This window comes from Oceaniradius stylonematis (genome assembly GCF_965223445.1).
Taxonomy (GTDB): domain Bacteria; phylum Pseudomonadota; class Alphaproteobacteria; order Rhizobiales; family Rhizobiaceae; genus Roseitalea; species Roseitalea stylonematis.
Genome location: NZ_OZ244994.1, coordinates 1,689,622 through 1,706,711, shown reverse-complemented (window position 1 = coordinate 1,706,711; position 17,090 = coordinate 1,689,622). Strand labels below are relative to the sequence as shown.

Sequence of the window (17,090 nt, the reverse complement as noted above, 5' to 3'; positions counted from 1 at the left end):
AATCCATGTCCATCCTGATCAACAAAGACACCAAGGTTCTGGTTCAGGGCCTGACCGGCAAGACCGGCACCTTCCACACCGAACAGGCGCTGGCCTACTTCGGCACGCAGATGGTTGGCGGCATCCATCCCAAGAAGGGCGGCGAGACATGGACGGCCGGTGAGGGCGCCGGCGAAAAGGCCGGCACCGAACTGCCGATCTTTGCCTCGGTCGCCGACGGAAAGAAGGCGACCGGCGCCAACGCCTCGGTCGTCTATGTACCGCCGGCGGGCGCCGCCGCGGCGATCATCGAGGCGATCGACGCGAAGATCCCGCTGATCATCTGCATCACCGAGGGCATTCCGGTTATGGACATGGTCCAGGTCAAGGCGAAGCTCGACAAGTCGAAGTCGCGCCTGATCGGGCCGAACTGCCCCGGCGTTCTGACGCCGGAGGAATGCAAGATCGGCATCATGCCGGGCCGCATCTTCAAGAAGGGTTCGGTCGGCATCCTGTCGCGCTCCGGTACGCTGACCTATGAGGCGGTGTTCCAGACGACCAATGAGGGGCTCGGCCAGTCGACGGCGGTCGGCATCGGCGGCGACCCGGTCAAGGGCACCGAGTTCATCGACATGCTCGACCTGTTCCTCGACGATCCGGAAACGGAATCGATCATCATGATCGGCGAAATCGGCGGCAGCGCCGAGGAAGATGCCTGCCAATGGCTCAAGGAGCAGGCGGCCAACGGCCGCAAGAAGCCGATGGTCGGCTTCATCGCCGGCCGCACCGCACCGCCCGGACGCACCATGGGCCATGCGGGCGCGGTGATCTCGGGCGGCAAGGGCGGCGCCGAAGACAAGATCAAGGCGATGGAGGATGCGGGCATCCGCGTCTCGCCATCGCCGGCACAGCTCGGCAAGACGCTGGTCGAGGTGCTGAAGGGGTAACGTATTGACCGACAGGACGCCCATCGCGGTCGAAAACTGGTACGCGGCCATCAAGGCCGGCGATTGGGCAGCCTTGCGTGCCGCAGCCACGCCGGATGTCGTCATTGACTATCCTGCGCCCGACGGTGTGCTGCCATGGTCCGGTGAATGGAAGGGTCCGGATCAGTTGCAGGCATTCTTCAGGACGGTTGGCGAGCATCTGAGTGTCGAGCGGGTCGATGTGACCGAGACTTTTGAGACCGGGGATGCGTTCATCACGGTCTTGAAGGGGCGGTGGACGATCCGCAGCAACGGCAGGAACGTCAACGCTCGCGTTGTCAATATATTCAAGATCAAGAACGGGCTCATTGCCCGTTATCAGGTGCACAACGACACGGCCGCCTTTGCCATCGCGCTGGGCTGAAACGTGGCTTTTGGGAGAAAGCGGAAACGCTTGAAGGAGTTGAAATGGCACGCAAGGACCAGGCCAACGACATCTTCGCCGGAACGTCGTTCCTTTATGGCGGCAATGCGCTCTACATCGAGCAGATGCAGGCACGCTTCGAGGAGGACCCCGCTTCTGTGTCGGCCGAATGGCGGGAGTTCTTCGAAGGGCTGGCCGACAATCGCGACGATGTGATCAAGATCGCCGAAGGTCCGTCATGGGAACGCGATCACTGGCCGATCCCGGCCAATGGCGAGCTGACATCGGCGCTCGACGGCGACTGGGGCGAAGTCGAAGCCCACATGAACGGCAAGATCGCCGAAAAGGCGCAGACGGCCGGCGGCATCTCCAGCGAGGAACTGGTGCGCGCAACGCGCGATTCGGTGCGGGCGATCATGATGATCCGCGCTTACCGTATGCGCGGCCATCTGCACGCCGATCTCGACCCGCTCGGCCTTGCGGGTCACAAGGAGGACTATAACGAGCTGCATCCGTCCTCCTACGGGTTCCAGGAGAGCGACTACGACCGGCCGATCTTCATCGATCATGTGCTCGGGCTCGAATATGCGACGATCCCGCAAATGCTCGACATCCTCAAGCGCACCTATTGCGGCACGATGGCGGTCGAGTTCATGCACATCTCCCATCCGGAGGAGAAGTCGTGGATCCAGCAGCGCATCGAGGGGCCGGACAAGGGTGTCGAATTCACGCCGAACGGCAAGAAGGCGATCCTGCAGAAGCTGATCGAGGCGGAGGGCTTCGAACAGTTCATCGATGTCAAGTACAAGGGCACCAAGCGCTTTGGTCTCGACGGCGGCGAATCCCTGATCCCGGCTCTCGAGCAGATCATCAAGCGCGGCGGCCAGCTCGGCCTCAAGGACATCGTGTTCGGCATGGCGCACAGGGGCCGGCTGAACGTCCTGACCCAGGTGATGGGCAAGCCGCATCGGGCGCTTTTCAACGAATTCAAGGGCGGTTCGTTCGTGCCCGACGATGTGGAGGGCTCGGGCGACGTCAAATATCACCTCGGCGCCTCGTCGGACCGCCAGTTCGACGAAAACAGCGTCCACCTGTCGTTGACGGCCAACCCGTCGCACCTGGAGATCGTCAATCCGGTGGTGCTCGGCAAGGCGCGCGCCAAGCAGGACCAACTGGCGGGCGGGGCGCACCGTCCGGAGATCGTTCCGCTGGAGGACCGCGCCGAGGTGCTGCCGCTGCTGCTGCACGGCGATGCGGCATTTGCCGGACAGGGCGTGGTCGCCGAGTGCCTCGGCCTTTCGGCCCTGCGCGGCCACCGGGTGGCGGGTTCGATCCACTTCATCATCAACAACCAGATCGGCTTTACCACCAACCCCTATCTGTCGCGCTCCTCGCCCTATCCGTCCGACGTCGCAAAGATGATCGAGGCGCCGATCTTCCATGTGAACGGCGACGACCCCGAAGCGGTCGTCTATGCGGCCAAGGTGGCGATCGAATTCCGGATGAAGTTCCACAAGCCGGTGGTCATCGACATGTTCTGCTACCGGCGGTTCGGCCACAATGAGGGCGACGAGCCGGCCTTCACGCAGCCGATCATGTACCGGACGATCCGCAAGCACAAAACGGCGGTGCAGATCTATTCCGACAAGCTGATCTCCGAAGGCCATGTGGCGGTCGACGATGTCGAGAAGATGAAGACCGACTGGCGCGAGAAGCTGGAGATCGAATTCCAGGCCGGCGACGACTACAAGCCCAACAAGGCCGACTGGCTGGACGGCAAATGGTCAGGCCTTCAGCGCGCCGACAATGAGGATGAGCGCCGCCGCGGCAAGACCAATGTGCCGCTCAAGACGCTCAAGGAAATCGGCAAGCAGCTCACCACAATCCCGAACGATTTCAACGTCCACCGCACCATCCAGCGCTTCCTCGACAATCGCGCCAAGATGATCGAAAGCGGCGAGGGCATCGACTGGGCGACCGCCGAGGCACTGGCGTTCGGCTCGATCCTGCTCGACGGGCAGGGCGTGCGGCTATCGGGTCAGGACTGCGAGCGCGGCACGTTTTCGCAGCGCCATTCGGTGCTCTACGATCAGGAGACCGAGGCCCGCTACACGCCGCTCAACGACATCAAGGCCGGCCAGGGCCGCTACGAGGTCATCAATTCGATGCTGTCGGAAGAGGCGGTGCTCGGCTTCGAATATGGCTATACGCTGGCCGAGCCGAACGCGCTGACGCTGTGGGAGGCCCAGTTCGGCGACTTCGCCAATGGCGCGCAAGTGCTGTTCGACCAGTTCATCTCGTCGGGCGAGCGCAAATGGCTGCGCATGTCGGGCCTCGTTTGCCTCTTGCCGCACGGCTATGAGGGCCAGGGCCCCGAACATTCGTCGGCGCGGCTCGAGCGCTTCCTGCAGATGTGCGCCGAGGACAACATGCAGGTCGCCAACTGCACCACGCCGTCGAACTATTTCCACATCCTGCGGCGCCAGCTCAAGCGCGAGTTCCGCAAGCCGCTGATCCTGATGACGCCCAAGTCGCTGCTGCGGCACAAGCGGGCGACATCGACGCTGGCCGAGATGTCCGGCGAGAGCGCGTTCCACCGGCTGTTGTGGGACGATGCCGAATATCGCAAGGATGAATCGGAGATCAAGCTGGTCACCGATTCCAAGATCCGCCGCGTCGTGCTGTGCACGGGCAAGGTCTATTACGACCTTTACGAGGAGCGCGAAGCGCGCGGCATCAACGATGTCTATCTGTTGCGGATCGAACAGCTTTACCCGTTCCCGGCAAAGGCGCTGATCACCGAACTGTCGCGGTTCAAGAATGCCGAGATGGTCTGGTGCCAGGAAGAGCCCAAGAACATGGGCGCGTGGGCATTCATCGATCCGTATCTGGAATGGGTGCTGGCCCACATCAACGCCAAGCACGCGCGCGTGCGCTACACCGGCCGGCCGGCCGCCGCATCGACGGCCACCGGTGTGATGAGCACGCACAAGGCACAGCTCGCCGCGTTCCTCGAGGATGCGCTGGGCGATTGAGAAAAGTGACACAAGCTAACTGACTGACTTTCAAAGTCCGGGGAAGACCGAAATGGCAAAAGAAATCCGCGTACCGACGCTCGGTGAATCGGTCACCGAGGCCACCATCGGCCAATGGTTCAAGCAGCCCGGCGACGCGGTCGCCGACGGCGAGACGCTGGTCGAACTGGAAACCGACAAGGTGACGCTGGAGGTGCCGTCGCCTGGCGCCGGCACGCTGGGCGAGATCGTCGCCAATGAGGGCGACACTGTCGAGGTGGACGCGCTTCTGGGCATGCTGACCGAGGGCGACGGCGCCGGGGCGGCTGCGGATTCCGGGGGCAAGACCGCCGACGCCAAAAAGGACGAGGAGACCGACGCGACGCCCGAACCGGCGCCTTCGGGATCGGAGACCGAATCGCCGGGCATGAAGGATGCAAAGGGCGACATGCCGCCGGCGCCGTCGGCCGCGAAGATGATGGAAGAAAAGGGCATGTCCGCCGATCAGGTGGACGGCTCGGGCAAGCGCGGCCAGGTGCTGAAGTCCGATGTGCTGGAGGCGGTGGCCAAGGGCGGCCAGGCCGCACCGGCGCCAAGCCCCGCGCCGCAGGCGGCGCGCCCGCCGTCGAGCGCCGACGACCAGGTGCGCGAAGAACGCGTGCGCATGACGAAGCTGCGCCAGACCATCGCGCGGCGGCTCAAGGATGCGCAGAACACGGCCGCCATGCTGACCACCTACAATGAGGTGGACATGAGCGCCGTGATGGCGATGCGCAGGAAGTACAAGGATCTGTTCGAGAAGAAGCACGATGTGAAGCTGGGCTTCATGGGCTTCTTCACGAAAGCGGTGACCCACGCGCTCAAGGAGATACCGTCGGTGAACGCGGAGATCGACGGCACCGACATCATCTTCAAGAATTATGCCCATATCGGCGTGGCCGTGGGCACCGACAAGGGGCTGGTCGTGCCGGTGGTGCGCGACGCGGACCGGATGTCGATCGCCGAGGTGGAGCTTGAGATCGGCCGGCTCGGCAAGGCGGCGCGCGACGGCAACCTGTCGATGGCCGACATGCAGGGCGGCACGTTCACCATCTCCAATGGCGGCGTCTACGGCTCGCTGATGTCCTCGCCCATCCTCAATGCGCCGCAATCGGGCATTTTGGGCATGCACAAGATCCAGGAGCGGCCCGTCGCGATCAATGGCGAGGTGGTGATCCGGCCGATGATGTATCTGGCGCTCAGCTACGACCACCGGATCGTCGACGGCAAGGAAGCGGTGACGTTCCTGGTTCGCGTCAAGGAGAGCCTGGAAGATCCCGAGCGCTTCGTGCTCGATCTTTGACGGGCTGATTACGACAGGAAGGACCCGCAGCGAACTGCGGAGGGATGCAAGATGGCTTATGATGTTGTGGTGATCGGCTCGGGACCGGGCGGGTATGTGTGCGCGATCAAGGCGGCCCAGCTGGGCCTGCAGACGGCGATCGTCGAGAAATGGCCGACGCTTGGCGGCACCTGCCTGAACATTGGCTGCATTCCGTCGAAAGCGCTGCTGCACGCCTCCGACATCTTTCACGAGGCCGGGCACAGCCACAAGACGCTGGGCGTCGATGTCGGCACGCCGAAGCTCGACCTCAAGGCGATGATGGCGCACAAGGACGCCACGGTGAAATCCAATGTCGACGGCGTCTCCTTCCTGATGAAGAAGAACAAGATCGACGTCAAAAGGGGCACCGGTTCGGTACTCAGCGAGGGCAAGGTGGCCGTCACCGGCGATGACGGCAAGGTCGAGGAGATCGAGACCAGGAACATCGTCATCGCCACCGGATCGGATGTCGCCGGCATTCCCGGCGTCGACGTGGAATTCGACGAGAAGGTGATCGTGTCGTCGGAGGGCGCGCTGTCGCTCGCCAAGGTGCCGGGCAAGATGATCGTCGTCGGCGGCGGCGTGATCGGACTGGAACTGGGCTCGGTCTGGGCGCGGCTCGGCGCCGAGGTCACCGTGGTCGAATATCTCGACACGATCCTTGGCGGCATGGACAGCGATGTCGCGCGCCAGTTCCAGAAGATGCTGGCCAAACAGGGGCTTGCCTTCAAGCTCGGCGCCAAGGTTACCGCCGTGCAAAAGGCCGGCAAAGGCGGCAAAGTCACTTTCGAACCGGTCAAGGGCGGTGACGCCGAAACGCTGAACGCCGACGTCGTGCTCGTCGCAACGGGCCGCAAGCCCTACACGGAGGGGCTCGGCCTCGAGAAGGCGGGCGTCGTCCTGGACGATCGCGGCCGCGTCGAGATCAACGAGCACTGGCAAACATCGGTGACCGGCGTCTGGGCGGTTGGCGATGTGGTCAAGGGACCGATGCTTGCCCACAAGGCCGAGGACGAGGGCATGGCGGTTGCCGAACGGATCGCCGGCCAGGCCGGCCACGTCAATTACGGCGTCATCCCGTCGGTGGTCTACACCGAGCCGGAAGTCGCCTCCGTCGGCAAGACCGAGGACGAATTGAAGGCCGAGGGCGCCGATTACGTCGTCGGCAAGTTCCCCTTCTCCGCCAACGGCCGCGCCCGCGCCATGCTGGCCACGGACGGCTTCGTCAAGATGCTGGCCGACAAGGCGACGGACCGGGTTCTGGGCGTGCATATCGTCGGCAAGGGCGCCGGCGACCTGATCCACGAATGCGCGGTGCTGATGGAATTCGGCGGCTCTTCGGAGGATCTGGCGCGCACCTGCCACGCCCACCCGACCATGAGCGAAGCCGTGCGCGAGGCTGCGCTTGCCACGAGCACCGGCAAACCGCTGCACATGTGAGCCATGCCATGCCCGGATCGGCGACCGAACGCACCGTGACGCTGCCGCATCCGGCGCTGTCCGGTGCCGACTGGGCCGATGCCTGGACCGCAACCCCGCGCCGACGGTTCGACACCGCAAGACAGGCGGCCGAAGCCGTACACCGGGCGACACCGGGCTGGGTGGGGCCGCTGATGGGTCTGCGGACGCTGGCCGTCGCGCCCTTCGGTCTCAAGAGCGGCCTGTCAAACCGCGACCTTGCGCCTGCGGACAGGATCGGGTTGTTCGCGGTGCGCGATGATTCAGGCGACCGGGTTGTCGTCGGCATGGACGACAGGCATCTCGATTTTCGCTGTGTGCTCGATCTCGATGAGGCCGACGGCCAGCAGACCGTTACGGTGACCACCCTGATCCGCCGGCACAACCGGCTGGGCCGCGCCTATCTCGCGACCATCCTGCCGTTTCATCGGCTGATCCTGCAAGCCTGTCTGAGCCGGCTATAGGGCGGTTCAGGCGATCCGGCATGCTTTGGCCGACTACAGCATGGCCGATCGGTGCGATAAACGGATTGTAACTTTGCCGACCGTTCCTGATCGGGTAGACATCCAAAGGCTCGCTGCGGCCGTATGTGGTGAGACACGTCCCATGTGTCGCGTTCCTGTGTCGAAACGGAAATCCAGATGACCGCCATTCGTTCTTTCTCCGCCGTGGCATTCGCCGCCGCCGTCACCGTCGCCGTGCCGGCAACAACGGCACAGGCCGCCGATGACTATGGCGCGTCGGCGCCTCCCGGTATCGAGTTCGAGCTCGGTGCCGCGGCCAATGTCGCGCCGCGCTATGAAGGCGCCTCGGAAATGCTCGTCACGCCGGTGCCGCTGATCAAGATTAACCGGCTGACGCTGCCGAACGGCTTTCAGATCGGCGGACGCGATCGTGGCGGCTTGTCCGTCTCGCCGTCGTTCAACGTTCGCGGCGCGCGCAAGTCGGCCGACACGCCGGCGCTGACCGGGCTTTCCGATGTCGATCTGGCGATCGAGTTCGGCGCGGAGATTTCCTACGAGGCGGAGTATTTTCGTCTGCACGCCAATTTGCGGCGCGGTTTCGGCGGTCACGAGGGCTGGGCCGGCGAAGCGGGCGCTGACCTGATCGTGCGTCCGATGGAAGGCTTGCGCGTGTCTGCCGGGCCGCGCATCTCCTATGCAGACAATCGCTACATGGACACCTATTTCAGCGTTCCGGCCGGAACCGCCGGCTTTGCCGCGTTCAATGCCGATGGCGGCATCAAGAGCTATGGCGTCGGGGTCGGCTTGCGCCAGGACTTCGACAATTCATGGGCGATCATCGGCGAAGCGGGCTATGACCGGCTGACAGGCGATGCCGGTTCGTCGCCGGTCACCGCCGTGGGCAGCCGCGACCAGTTCAGCGTCCGGCTGGGCGTCGTCCGCAAGTTCCGCTTCGATTTCTGACGTGTTCCGAAAAAGAAAACCCGGCGACCAGATCGGCCGCCGGGTTTTCGTGCTTGGAGGCCGGAAACAGGCGCTCAGGCTTTCTCCCAAGCGTCCAGATACTTGATGAGCCAGGCGTCGACCGGCGCTTGCGCCACCTCCACCTTGGTCACCTTGCTGTAGTCGACGGGTGTCTGCGCCACGCTCTGCTTGCTCCAGTTGCAAGCCGATGCGGCGGTCGCGCCAGCCAGAAACAACGCGGCTGCCACGGACAGGGTCGTCATCCGCATTGACAGTCTCCTCGGTTGCGGTCCCACACCGGGACAATTCGAGGTTAGGGCGCAACGGTTGTTTCGCAAAGGGCGCAAATGACCAAGGATTGTTGCCGCGCGTTTCGTGCGGCCCGGCATTGCGTTTCGCAAGGTTCAGTTAACCCCGATGGCGCTAGATGGACCCAATCGAGGTGGCGGTGGCGCGGTGATTCCCTCCGGCGACGACATTGTTGACGTGCAGTTCGAAACGGTCGGGCCGGCGGCGCCGACCCTGCGCCCGATCGCGGACTGGGCCTCTTTCGCACGGCCGAACGCCGGCCGGCAGGCGCGCGCAAGCCGATGCCGCTGCCCATGTTCGCATTCATCGCGACGCTCAGCGCCTGCGCATCCTTCTATGTCGCCGGCGGCCACGCCCTGTTTGCCGCAACGGCCGCCATCACGAAGCCGGTGGCACCATCGGGCATCGTGCTCGAGGATACCGCGACCCGCATCGACACGTCGGGCGGCCGCGCCGTCTTCGTGATCCATGCGACGATTGCCAATGCGCTTGATGTGGCGGGCATCGTCCCGCCCGTCGCCATCACTTTCGAGCGTTCGGACGGCGCCGGCTCGGTCACCCACACGCTCACGCGCGGAGAACGGCTCGCGCCCGGAGAGCGCATGGCCTTTACAACACGCGTTCCGGCGGGCGACTATGCCGGGACAGAACCGCGAATCGCGCTTGTCACCCGCCGCTGAGCCCATGCAGATCGTTCGAGGAAAGCGTATCGACGTGCTCTTCTCCGCTTCGGCGATTGCCCGGCGCAATCTCGAGCTGGCCAAGGAGATCGCGGCGCGCGACTACAAGGACCTCCTGGTCATTTCGATCCTGAAAGGGTCGTTCATCTTCGCCGCCGACCTCATTCGCGCCATGCACGATGCGGGGCTGGCGCCCGAGGTCGAGTTCATGATGCTGTCGGCCTATGGGGCGGGCACGGAGGCGGGCGAGGTCAAGATGTTGCGCGACATCGACAGCGACGTGAAGGGCCGCGATGTCCTTTTGATCGACGATATCCTGGAGTCGGGCACCACCTTGACCCACGCGCGAAAGATCCTGATGGACCGCGATGCCAATTCGGTGGCCATCGCCGTGCTTCTGGACAAGCGGACACGGCGCAGCGCCAAGACGCCGCTCGATGCCGATTTCACCGGCTTTGAATGTCCCGACCATTTCGTGGTCGGCTACGGCATGGATGTGGGCCATGCCTTCCGCGAACTGCCCTTTGTGGGCGTTGTGACAGGAGATGCCTGACCGATGGCGCAGATTCTCGTGGTTGATGACGATCATTCGGTCCGTAGCTTTACCGCCCGCGCGCTGACACTGGACGGCCATGACGTCGACCAGGCCGACGATGGCGATCTGGCGCTGGAGCGGATCGCCGAAAAGTCGGGCGCCTACGATCTGGTGCTGTCGGACATCCGCATGCCGGCGATGGACGGGATTGCCATGGCGCGGACGGCGGTGAAGGACTTTCCCGATCTGCGCATCCTTCTGATGACCGGCTATGCCGAACAGCGCGAGCGTGCCGCCGATGTCGAGAAGATCGTCATCGACGTTGTATCCAAGCCCTTTACGCTCGCCGACATTCGCGGCGCGGTGACCGAGGCTCTGGCGGCGTAGTCACACCACTCCGATTTCAGACATAGGTCGCGGCGACGGCGGGATTGTCGCGCATCAGCGCGGCACGCAGCTTTTCCAGCGCGCGATTCTCGATCTGGCGGACACGCTCCTTTGAAATGCCGAGTTCGATGCCCAGCGATTCAAGCGTTGCGCCGTTCTCGGCCAGGCGCCGCCTGGCAATGATGCGCATTTCGCGCTCGTTGAGCACATCCATCGCTTCGCGCAGCCATACCGAGCGGCGTTCGGTGTCGATGTGCTCCTCGACCAGTTCGTCCTGCAACGGACGATCGTCGACGAGGAAGTCCATGCGCGTCGAGGTGGCGCTCTCGTCGTCCGCCACCGGCTGGCTCAGCGAGGTGTCGGGGCCCGACAGGCGCGAATCCATCAGCGCCACATCCTTTTCTGCGACACCGAGCGCGTCGGAGATCTGCCGGTACATCGCGGCCTTGGAGACCGGCGCGCCGGACCGGCTGAGCTTCGCGCGCAGCCGCCGCAAATTGAAGAACAGGGCCTTTTGCGCCGACGAGGTGCCGCCGCGCACGATCGACCAGTTGCGCAGGATATAGTCCTGCATGGAGGCGCGAATCCACCACGTCGCATACGTCGAAAAGCGGACCTCGCGCTCCGGCTCGAACCGGGCCGCCGCTTCGAGCAGGCCGACATAGCCCTCCTGGACGAGATCGCTCATCGGCAGGCCGAAGCTGCGGAACCTGGAGGCCATCGAAATGACCAGACGCATGTGGGCTACGGTAATCTGGTGCAGCGCTTCCTGGTCCCGGTTGTCTTTCCAGCGCACTGCGAGAGCGTGTTCCTCATCGCGCTCCAGATAGGGTGCATTCATGGCCATGCGGACCATGTCGCGTCGTGCCGGTTCCGACTTCATCATGCTCTCCCATGCGCGGTTCTGAGCCCGCTACTGGAAGGGTTACGTCACCGATGGCGCTCCGGTTCAGTCCGGACGCAGAAAAATTGCCGTCAAGGTTACAAAATGCCCGGTTGGCGCGACGAAAACGCCGCGCTGCGGGCACGAAAAAACCGGCGCGGAATGTGCCGCGCCGGTGCGTCATGGATCTGGTCTGAACCGGGGCTGGCCGGATCAGGCGGCCTGTTCCTGCGAACCGCCCTCGTCGTTTTCAGCCTTGTTCGCCCGCTTAGGGCCAAGCTTGAGATTGGTTTCGATGAGGCGCACCGCCTCGGTTTCCGACACCTTCTTCACCGCCGCGATTTCGCGCGCCATGCGGTCCAGCGCGGCCTCGTAGAGCTGGCGCTCGGAATAGGATTGCTCCGGCTGGTTCTCTGCGCGGTACAGGTCGCGCACGACCTCGGCGATCGAGATCAGGTCGCCGGAATTGATCTTGGCGTCATACTCCTGCGCGCGGCGCGACCACATGGTCCGCTTGATGCGGGCGCGGCCCTGAAGGACCTTGAGCGCGCGGTCGACGAAACCGCCTTCGGCGAGTTTGCGCATGCCGATCGACAGCGCCTTTGCAACCGGAACCTTCAGGCGCATCTTGTCCTTCTGGAACTCGATAACGAACAGTTCCAGCGTGTGGCCTGCGACTTCCTGTTCCTCGATGGCCGTGATCTGGCCGACACCGTGGGCGGGATAGACGATGAACTCGTTGGTCCGAAACCCTTGGCGCTGCGAGGCTTTCTTGGGCGAAGATGCCATGTTTTTCATACTCCCTGCCGGACGAGACACATGCCGGGCTTTGTTTGCGGCGCGAGCCGATTGGCAATGACGCAGGCGCACGACAAAGCCGGGAGACCATCGGTTGTCGAGGGCGAAAACCCACGAGACGACCGATCTGACCCGGCTTTAGGACCTCTTGGAAATGCGCGGCAAGGCGCAGAGCATCGTGGCGGAAAGCGACATTATCTGACCATATAGCATGAATCGGCGGTTTTTTCAACGCCGCGACCGGCTGCGTCGCGCTGCGGTAAGAATTCGTCAACCATGTGGTTAATGCGATGGTGCGCTGCAACAGGCGCTGCTGCGCGCCAGCCGGCGGCCTATGTCGTCATCTGGTGGCGACCAGCCTAGTCGCCCTCGCCGGGCTCGGCCGAGAAGAATTCCTCGAACTTTCCGGACTTGCCGTCGTAGGCGTCCGCGTCGGGCATCGGATCACGCTTGATGGTGATGTTGGGCCACTTTTCGGCGTATTCGGTGTTGACTTTCAACCACTTGTCGAGACCCGGTTCGGTGTCGGGCTTGATCGCGTCAGCCGGGCATTCCGGTTCGCACACCCCGCAATCGATGCATTCGTCGGGGTGAATGACGAGCATGTTCTCGCCTTCGTAGAAGCAATCGACCGGACACACTTCCACGCAATCGGTGTATTTGCAGCGGATGCAATTGTCGGTCACGATGTAGGTCACGGTCTCACTCCAGATCTGCGCGCCGCAAAAGCTGACGTAAAAGGTTTTGTTATCGCGCACAAGGCTCGGCCGGGTCCAAACGGGTCGGCATGGACGCGACTTTCGGCTCGTGGCGACGACTTGCCGCAGGCACCGGCTTTCACCATGGTTCGCCGTCGCGATCAAGCTTGTCGATGGCGCGCCGCTCCTTCTTGGTCGGCCGTCCGCTGCCGCGTTCGCGCAACGGCACGGCACCGTCGAGCGGCGACAGCGGCCGTTCGGGCGGTGGCGGGCTGATATCGTCGTAAAGAAGCCGCGCTTCAGGCGCCGGGCCGCGCCGTGTTCCGCAATCGAGGATCTTCAAGACGAGCACGCGGCGGTCGGTGGCGATCGTCAGCACGTCGCCGACGGCAACGGCGCGGCTCGGCTGGGTGATCTTGGAGGCATTGACGCGAACGCCGCCGGCGCCGACGAGCTTTGCGGCAAGGGAGCGCGATTTGACGATGCGGGCGAAGAACAGCCATTTGTCGATGCGCTGCCGGTCCGGGCCGGCAGCGGGCAGGCGGGGTTCGGCCGGCGGCCGTTCGCTCATTTGTCGAGCCGGTCCTTGAGCGCCTGCAGCTTGGCGAACGGCGAATCCGGGTCGGCCACTTTCTCGCGCGGACGTGGCGGTTTGGCGGTGGTCACGCGCGGTCCGCCACCCTGCTGGCCGTTGTTGCGCGGCGGACGCTTGCCCTTGTGGCGTCCGGCTCCGGCATCGGCACGTTTGCCTTTTTGGCCATCGCCCCTTCCACCATCGGCCTTGCGATCCTGATCGCGGCGGCCATGGCGGGCATTGGCGGGCCGGTCGGGACGGCCCTGGCGCCAGACCAGAACAGGTGCCGGCGGTTCGGTTTCCGCTTGGGGTGCCGCTTCGGCGCCGGTGGCGGTTGCCGGTGTCTCTTCCGGCGCCGTGCCTGCGGTATCCGTCTCCGCCGCGGTGTCCGTTGCGGGCGCCGAAGCCGTGTCGGCTGTGGGGGTTTCCGTCTCGCCGCTCTTGGCTGCCGGCTCGACCACCGGTGCCGGCTGATCGCCATCGGCAGGCGTGCCGGCTGCGGCATTCGGTTCGGCTTCAGAATCGGGCGCCGCTTCATCGGCCGCCTCATCGGTTGCTGCTGTGGCCTCGGGGGCCGAAGCGGGGTCTTCAGCGGCGGGCTCGGTCGCCGCTTCGGGTGCCGGTTCGGCTGGCGCCGGCGCATGTTTTGCGCGCAGAGCTTCGAGCGCCTGTTCGGCATCGGCGGCTTCGACCGCCTCGTGCCGGTAGCCCAGCGCCTTGAGCACCTCCGTCATGTCGTCCATCGTTGCGCCGAGGATCGACAGCATGGCCGGGGTGACGACGAAGCGGCCATTGCCGTACGCGCCCTCGGGCAGCGCATCGCCGCCGGGCTTGAAGAAGATGCAGGGGCGGATCAGGTCGGCGAGCCGTTCGAGAATGTCGACCCGCACCGCACGCGGGCCCAGATGCCGGTAGCCGGCGAGCTTGAAGAAATCGCGGTCATAGCCCTGGTCGGTGACGAGCGACGTGCGGCCGCTGGCAAGCAGCGTGACCACCTCGCCATAACCCGGCTTGTCGCGGCTGTCGGTGGCCAGCGCCCACAGCAGCGTCACAAGGCCGGCAGGGGCCGGCTTGATCAGCGCCGGCACGAAGATGTGGTAGAAGCCGAACCGCACGCCGTAGCGGCGCAGCGCGGCGCGGCCGTCCTGGTCGAGCGATTTGAGGTCGGCGGCAATGTCGCGGCGCTGCACGATGCCGAAATTCTCGATCAGCCGGAACGCGATGCCACGGGCGATGCCCGACAATTCGTCGGCCTTTTTGAGATCGGTCAGCGGCTTGAGGTGCGTTTCGATATGGAAGGCGACGAAGCGCTCGGCGCGGGCGCGCACCTTGTCCAGCGCCGGCCCGCTCAATTGCTCGTCCGCCAAGAGGATCAGGCGCGGCGACAGCCAGTCTTCGCCGGCGGCGAGCGATCCCACCGGGGCACCGAGCCAGCGCAGCAGGCCATCCGTGCCGATCGCCAGATCGCCGTTCGGGCTGGCTGCGAACCGCTCGGCGCGAGCCTCGAACTCGCTGGCGAGCGCCTTTTGCGCCGCCGCGCGGACTGCCTTGGCGTCCTCGCCCTGCGCGCTCTGGTCGGCGGTGAAGCGGAAACCGTCCAGCTTGCCGATGTGGTGGCCTTCGACGGTCACGTCTCCTGACGGGCTGATTTCCGCTTGCATGGTCATGTTCTCTTTGAGCCGCTTCATGAGCACGGATGTCCTGCGATCAACGAAGCGTTTCGTCAAGCGCTCGTGCAGCGCGTCGGAGAGTTTGTCCTCGATCTGCCGCGTGCGTTCCTTCCAGTGGTCTGCGTCGGCCAGCCAGCCGGGCTGGTGCGACACGTAGGTCCAGGTGCGGATCTGCGCGATCCGGTGCGACAGCGTGTCGATCTCGCCGTCGGTGCGGTCGGCGCGGCGCACCTGCTCGGCCATGAAGTCCTCGTCGACATGGCCGGTGCGGACCAGATCGAGGAAGATCGACGAGATGATGTCGGCATGCTGGGCCGGCGCGATCTTGCGATAATCGGGCAGCGCGCAAACGTCCCACAGCCGTTCGACGGCACGTTCGTCGGCGCACAGGCCCATCACGTCATCGTCGCGCGACAGGAATTCGAGCGCCCGCTGGTCCACGGCGGGAAGCGCCCGGGTCAGGCCGGGAAGCGCCGGGACGATATCGAGCGATGCCTTCAGGTCGGCAACCGATGAAAAGTCCAGCCGGCGGTTGCGCCATTGGAGGACGGACAGCGGCTGGAAATCGTGTCCCTCGATGCGCCGGACCAGCTCTTCGTCCAGCGGCGGAACGCGCGAGGAAACGCCAAACGTGCCGTCGCGAATGTGGCGGCCGGCGCGTCCGGCGATCTGCGCCATCTCCGGCGGGGTCAGGTCGCGATAGGTGCGGCCGTCGAACTTGCGAAGCTGCGCGAAGGCGACATGGTCGACATCGAGATTGAGACCCATGCCGATCGCGTCGGTGGCGACCAGATAATCGACATCGCCGGATTGGAACAATTCGACCTGGGCGTTCCGCGTGCGCGGGCTCAGCGCGCCCATCACCACCGCCGCGCCGCCGCGCTGCCGGCGGATCAGTTCGGCCACCGCATAGACCTCATCGGCGGAGAAGGCGACGATGGCCGACCGGCGCGGCAGGCGCGTCAGCTTGGCGGGCCCGGCATAGGACAGGTGCGACATGCGCGGCCGCGCCGTGATCGTGATTCCCGGCAGAAGCTGGCGCAGCAGCGGCGCGATGGTCGCCGCGCCCAGAAGCAGCGTCTCTTCGCGCCCGCGCACATTCATCAGCCGGTCGGTGAAGATATGGCCGCGTTCGAGATCGCCGGCCAGTTGCACCTCGTCGATCGCAACGAAGGCCGCATCGGGGTCGCGCGGCATGGCCTCGACGGTGCAGACGGTGAACCGCGCCTTTTCCGGCACAATCTTTTCTTCGCCGGTGACCAGCGCGACACTGGCCGCGCCGACCTTTTCGGCCACGCGGCCATAGACCTCCCGCGCCAGCAGCCGCAGCGGCAGGCCGATGACGCCGGACGAGTGCGCGACCATCCGCTCGATGGCCAAATGCGTCTTGCCGGTGTTGGTCGGCCCCAGAATTGCGGTGACCGCGTGGCCCGAGACCGCGTTCTGCGCCCGGTCTCCGGACGATGGCGATGGCGATGGCGTGCGCGTTTGGGAGAGCATGAGAGATCGTGTTCCGTGTGCCGCGCAGATAGGGCGAGCGTGGCGCCGATACCATGGCGGACGGCAAATTGCAGCGCTCGACGCGCCGGTTTTCGTCCACAGCCGTTAACAACCGGAACGAGTCTGGAACGAATCGCTGACGAATCGCTGACTCGCATGGGTTGTGCATTTGTTCCCCACCATATGTGGTGATCCGGGCGTGCCGGACCACCATGGCTAGACTCGGTGGAAAGCGTCACGGGGCTGTCACGCGCCCCAGCGTTAACCTTTGGCGGCGGCGCGCGCCAACGTGACGGGTCGTGATGATAACCGCTTGAATTTGAACGATGAAGTTTACACTTGGTTAACCATGAATGGCGCGGATTTGCTGTTTTCCGTTAACTTTCGGAACCGGGCGGGAACGAACCGGCGACGAATCGCTGATTGGGCAAGGTTGGCGCTTTGTTCTCTCAAGATGTGGTGGGT

Annotated in this window: 16 protein-coding genes; 10 read left to right on the top strand and 6 right to left on the bottom strand. The window is 64.6% G+C overall.

Features of this window, described 5'->3' with window-relative positions:
* The first annotated feature begins 5 nt into the window (after positions 1-5).
* The 7 genes from sucD (at position 6) to ACOQOU_RS08340 (ending at position 8,591) form a co-directional block, all read left to right on the top strand.
* Positions 6-926, top strand: a complete 921-nt coding sequence (gene sucD / locus ACOQOU_RS08370) for a succinate--CoA ligase subunit alpha (RefSeq protein ID WP_306025477.1) — start codon at positions 6-8, stop codon at positions 924-926.
* A 4-nt stretch (positions 927-930) separates the two neighbouring features.
* Positions 931-1,329 carry a nuclear transport factor 2 family protein gene (locus ACOQOU_RS08365; RefSeq protein WP_109765633.1) on the top strand — a complete coding sequence of 133 codons (399 nt, stop codon included), beginning with the start codon at positions 931-933 and terminating at the stop codon, positions 1,327-1,329.
* 44 nt (positions 1,330-1,373) lie between these two features.
* On the top strand, positions 1,374-4,364 hold the full coding sequence (locus ACOQOU_RS08360) for a 2-oxoglutarate dehydrogenase E1 component (RefSeq protein WP_306025478.1): 2,991 nt from the start codon (positions 1,374-1,376) through the stop codon (positions 4,362-4,364).
* A gap of 52 nt (positions 4,365-4,416) precedes the next feature.
* A complete protein-coding gene (gene odhB / locus ACOQOU_RS08355; protein ID WP_306025479.1) occupies positions 4,417-5,685 on the top strand; it encodes a 2-oxoglutarate dehydrogenase complex dihydrolipoyllysine-residue succinyltransferase in 1,269 nt (422 codons plus the stop codon).
* A gap of 51 nt (positions 5,686-5,736) precedes the next feature.
* Positions 5,737-7,146 (top strand): dihydrolipoyl dehydrogenase, encoded by a 1,410-nt coding sequence (gene lpdA, locus ACOQOU_RS08350; protein WP_306025480.1) that lies wholly within the window; start codon positions 5,737-5,739, stop codon positions 7,144-7,146.
* 8 nt (positions 7,147-7,154) lie between these two features.
* Positions 7,155-7,628: a DUF2867 domain-containing protein gene (locus tag ACOQOU_RS08345; RefSeq protein ID WP_306025481.1), complete on the top strand. Its 474-nt coding sequence runs from the start codon at positions 7,155-7,157 to the stop codon at positions 7,626-7,628.
* Positions 7,629-7,805: 177 nt separating this feature from the next.
* Positions 7,806-8,591 carry a MipA/OmpV family protein gene (locus ACOQOU_RS08340; RefSeq protein ID WP_147393283.1) on the top strand — a complete coding sequence of 262 codons (786 nt, stop codon included), beginning with the start codon at positions 7,806-7,808 and terminating at the stop codon, positions 8,589-8,591.
* 74 nt (positions 8,592-8,665) lie between these two features.
* On the opposite strand, the gene ACOQOU_RS08335 is transcribed toward ACOQOU_RS08340, so the two are convergent.
* Positions 8,666-8,860, bottom strand: coding sequence for a hypothetical protein (locus tag ACOQOU_RS08335; protein WP_109765627.1), 195 nt, complete (start codon positions 8,858-8,860; stop codon positions 8,666-8,668).
* Positions 8,861-9,193: 333 nt separating this feature from the next.
* Here ACOQOU_RS08335 and ACOQOU_RS08330 point away from each other — a divergent pair, with 333 nt between their 5' ends.
* Genes ACOQOU_RS08330 through ACOQOU_RS08320 form a run of 3 tightly spaced genes read left to right on the top strand, consistent with a single transcriptional unit; the run spans position 9,194 to position 10,502 of the window.
* A complete protein-coding gene (locus ACOQOU_RS08330; RefSeq protein WP_420578872.1) occupies positions 9,194-9,580 on the top strand; it encodes a hypothetical protein in 387 nt (128 codons plus the stop codon).
* Between the two features lie 4 nt (positions 9,581-9,584).
* Positions 9,585-10,133 carry a hypoxanthine phosphoribosyltransferase gene (hpt, locus tag ACOQOU_RS08325; protein WP_109765796.1) on the top strand — a complete coding sequence of 183 codons (549 nt, stop codon included), beginning with the start codon at positions 9,585-9,587 and terminating at the stop codon, positions 10,131-10,133.
* Between the two features lie 3 nt (positions 10,134-10,136).
* A complete protein-coding gene (locus tag ACOQOU_RS08320) occupies positions 10,137-10,502 on the top strand; it encodes a response regulator (RefSeq protein ID WP_109765625.1) in 366 nt (121 codons plus the stop codon).
* A gap of 16 nt (positions 10,503-10,518) precedes the next feature.
* Here the strand turns inward: ACOQOU_RS08320 and ACOQOU_RS08315 are convergent, their stop codons facing one another.
* The 5 genes from ACOQOU_RS08315 to ACOQOU_RS08295 form a co-directional block, all read right to left on the bottom strand.
* Positions 10,519-11,385 carry an RNA polymerase factor sigma-32 gene (locus ACOQOU_RS08315; protein ID WP_306025483.1) on the bottom strand — a complete coding sequence of 289 codons (867 nt, stop codon included), beginning with the start codon at positions 11,383-11,385 and terminating at the stop codon, positions 10,519-10,521.
* 213 nt (positions 11,386-11,598) lie between these two features.
* Complete coding sequence (locus ACOQOU_RS08310; RefSeq protein WP_109765795.1) at positions 11,599-12,174, bottom strand: CarD family transcriptional regulator; 576 nt, start codon at positions 12,172-12,174, stop codon at positions 11,599-11,601.
* Positions 12,175-12,542: 368 nt separating this feature from the next.
* A complete protein-coding gene (gene fdxA, locus ACOQOU_RS08305) occupies positions 12,543-12,881 on the bottom strand; it encodes a ferredoxin FdxA (RefSeq protein ID WP_109765794.1) in 339 nt (112 codons plus the stop codon).
* Positions 12,882-13,020: 139 nt separating this feature from the next.
* Complete coding sequence (locus tag ACOQOU_RS08300) at positions 13,021-13,452, bottom strand: RNA-binding S4 domain-containing protein (RefSeq protein ID WP_109765623.1); 432 nt, start codon at positions 13,450-13,452, stop codon at positions 13,021-13,023.
* On the bottom strand, positions 13,449-16,625 hold the full coding sequence (locus tag ACOQOU_RS08295; RefSeq protein ID WP_306025484.1) for a helicase-related protein: 3,177 nt from the start codon (positions 16,623-16,625) through the stop codon (positions 13,449-13,451). The genes ACOQOU_RS08300 and ACOQOU_RS08295 overlap by 4 nt, the downstream gene beginning before the upstream one ends.
* Positions 16,626-17,090 lie beyond the last annotated feature (465 nt).

Bases quoted from the DNA above. Each gene is read 5' to 3' on its own strand.
- sucD (WP_306025477.1), top strand. From the start codon at position 6: ATGTCCATCCTGATCAACAAAGACACCAAGGTTCTGGTTCAGGGCCTG.
- ACOQOU_RS08360 (WP_306025478.1), top strand. From the start codon at position 1,374: ATGGCACGCAAGGACCAGGCCAACGACATCTTCGCCGGAACGTCGTTC.
- odhB (WP_306025479.1), top strand. From the start codon at position 4,417: ATGGCAAAAGAAATCCGCGTACCGACGCTCGGTGAATCGGTCACCGAG.
- lpdA (WP_306025480.1), top strand. From the start codon at position 5,737: ATGGCTTATGATGTTGTGGTGATCGGCTCGGGACCGGGCGGGTATGTG.
- ACOQOU_RS08345 (WP_306025481.1), top strand. From the start codon at position 7,155: ATGCCCGGATCGGCGACCGAACGCACCGTGACGCTGCCGCATCCGGCG.
- ACOQOU_RS08340 (WP_147393283.1), top strand. From the start codon at position 7,806: ATGACCGCCATTCGTTCTTTCTCCGCCGTGGCATTCGCCGCCGCCGTC.
- ACOQOU_RS08335 (WP_109765627.1), bottom strand. From the start codon at position 8,860: ATGCGGATGACGACCCTGTCCGTGGCAGCCGCGTTGTTTCTGGCTGGC.
- ACOQOU_RS08330 (WP_420578872.1), top strand. From the start codon at position 9,194: ATGTTCGCATTCATCGCGACGCTCAGCGCCTGCGCATCCTTCTATGTC.
- hpt (WP_109765796.1), top strand. From the start codon at position 9,585: ATGCAGATCGTTCGAGGAAAGCGTATCGACGTGCTCTTCTCCGCTTCG.
- ACOQOU_RS08320 (WP_109765625.1), top strand. From the start codon at position 10,137: ATGGCGCAGATTCTCGTGGTTGATGACGATCATTCGGTCCGTAGCTTT.
- ACOQOU_RS08315 (WP_306025483.1), bottom strand. From the start codon at position 11,385: ATGAAGTCGGAACCGGCACGACGCGACATGGTCCGCATGGCCATGAAT.
- ACOQOU_RS08310 (WP_109765795.1), bottom strand. From the start codon at position 12,174: ATGGCATCTTCGCCCAAGAAAGCCTCGCAGCGCCAAGGGTTTCGGACC.
- ACOQOU_RS08300 (WP_109765623.1), bottom strand. From the start codon at position 13,452: ATGAGCGAACGGCCGCCGGCCGAACCCCGCCTGCCCGCTGCCGGCCCG.
- ACOQOU_RS08295 (WP_306025484.1), bottom strand. From the start codon at position 16,625: ATGCTCTCCCAAACGCGCACGCCATCGCCATCGCCATCGTCCGGAGAC.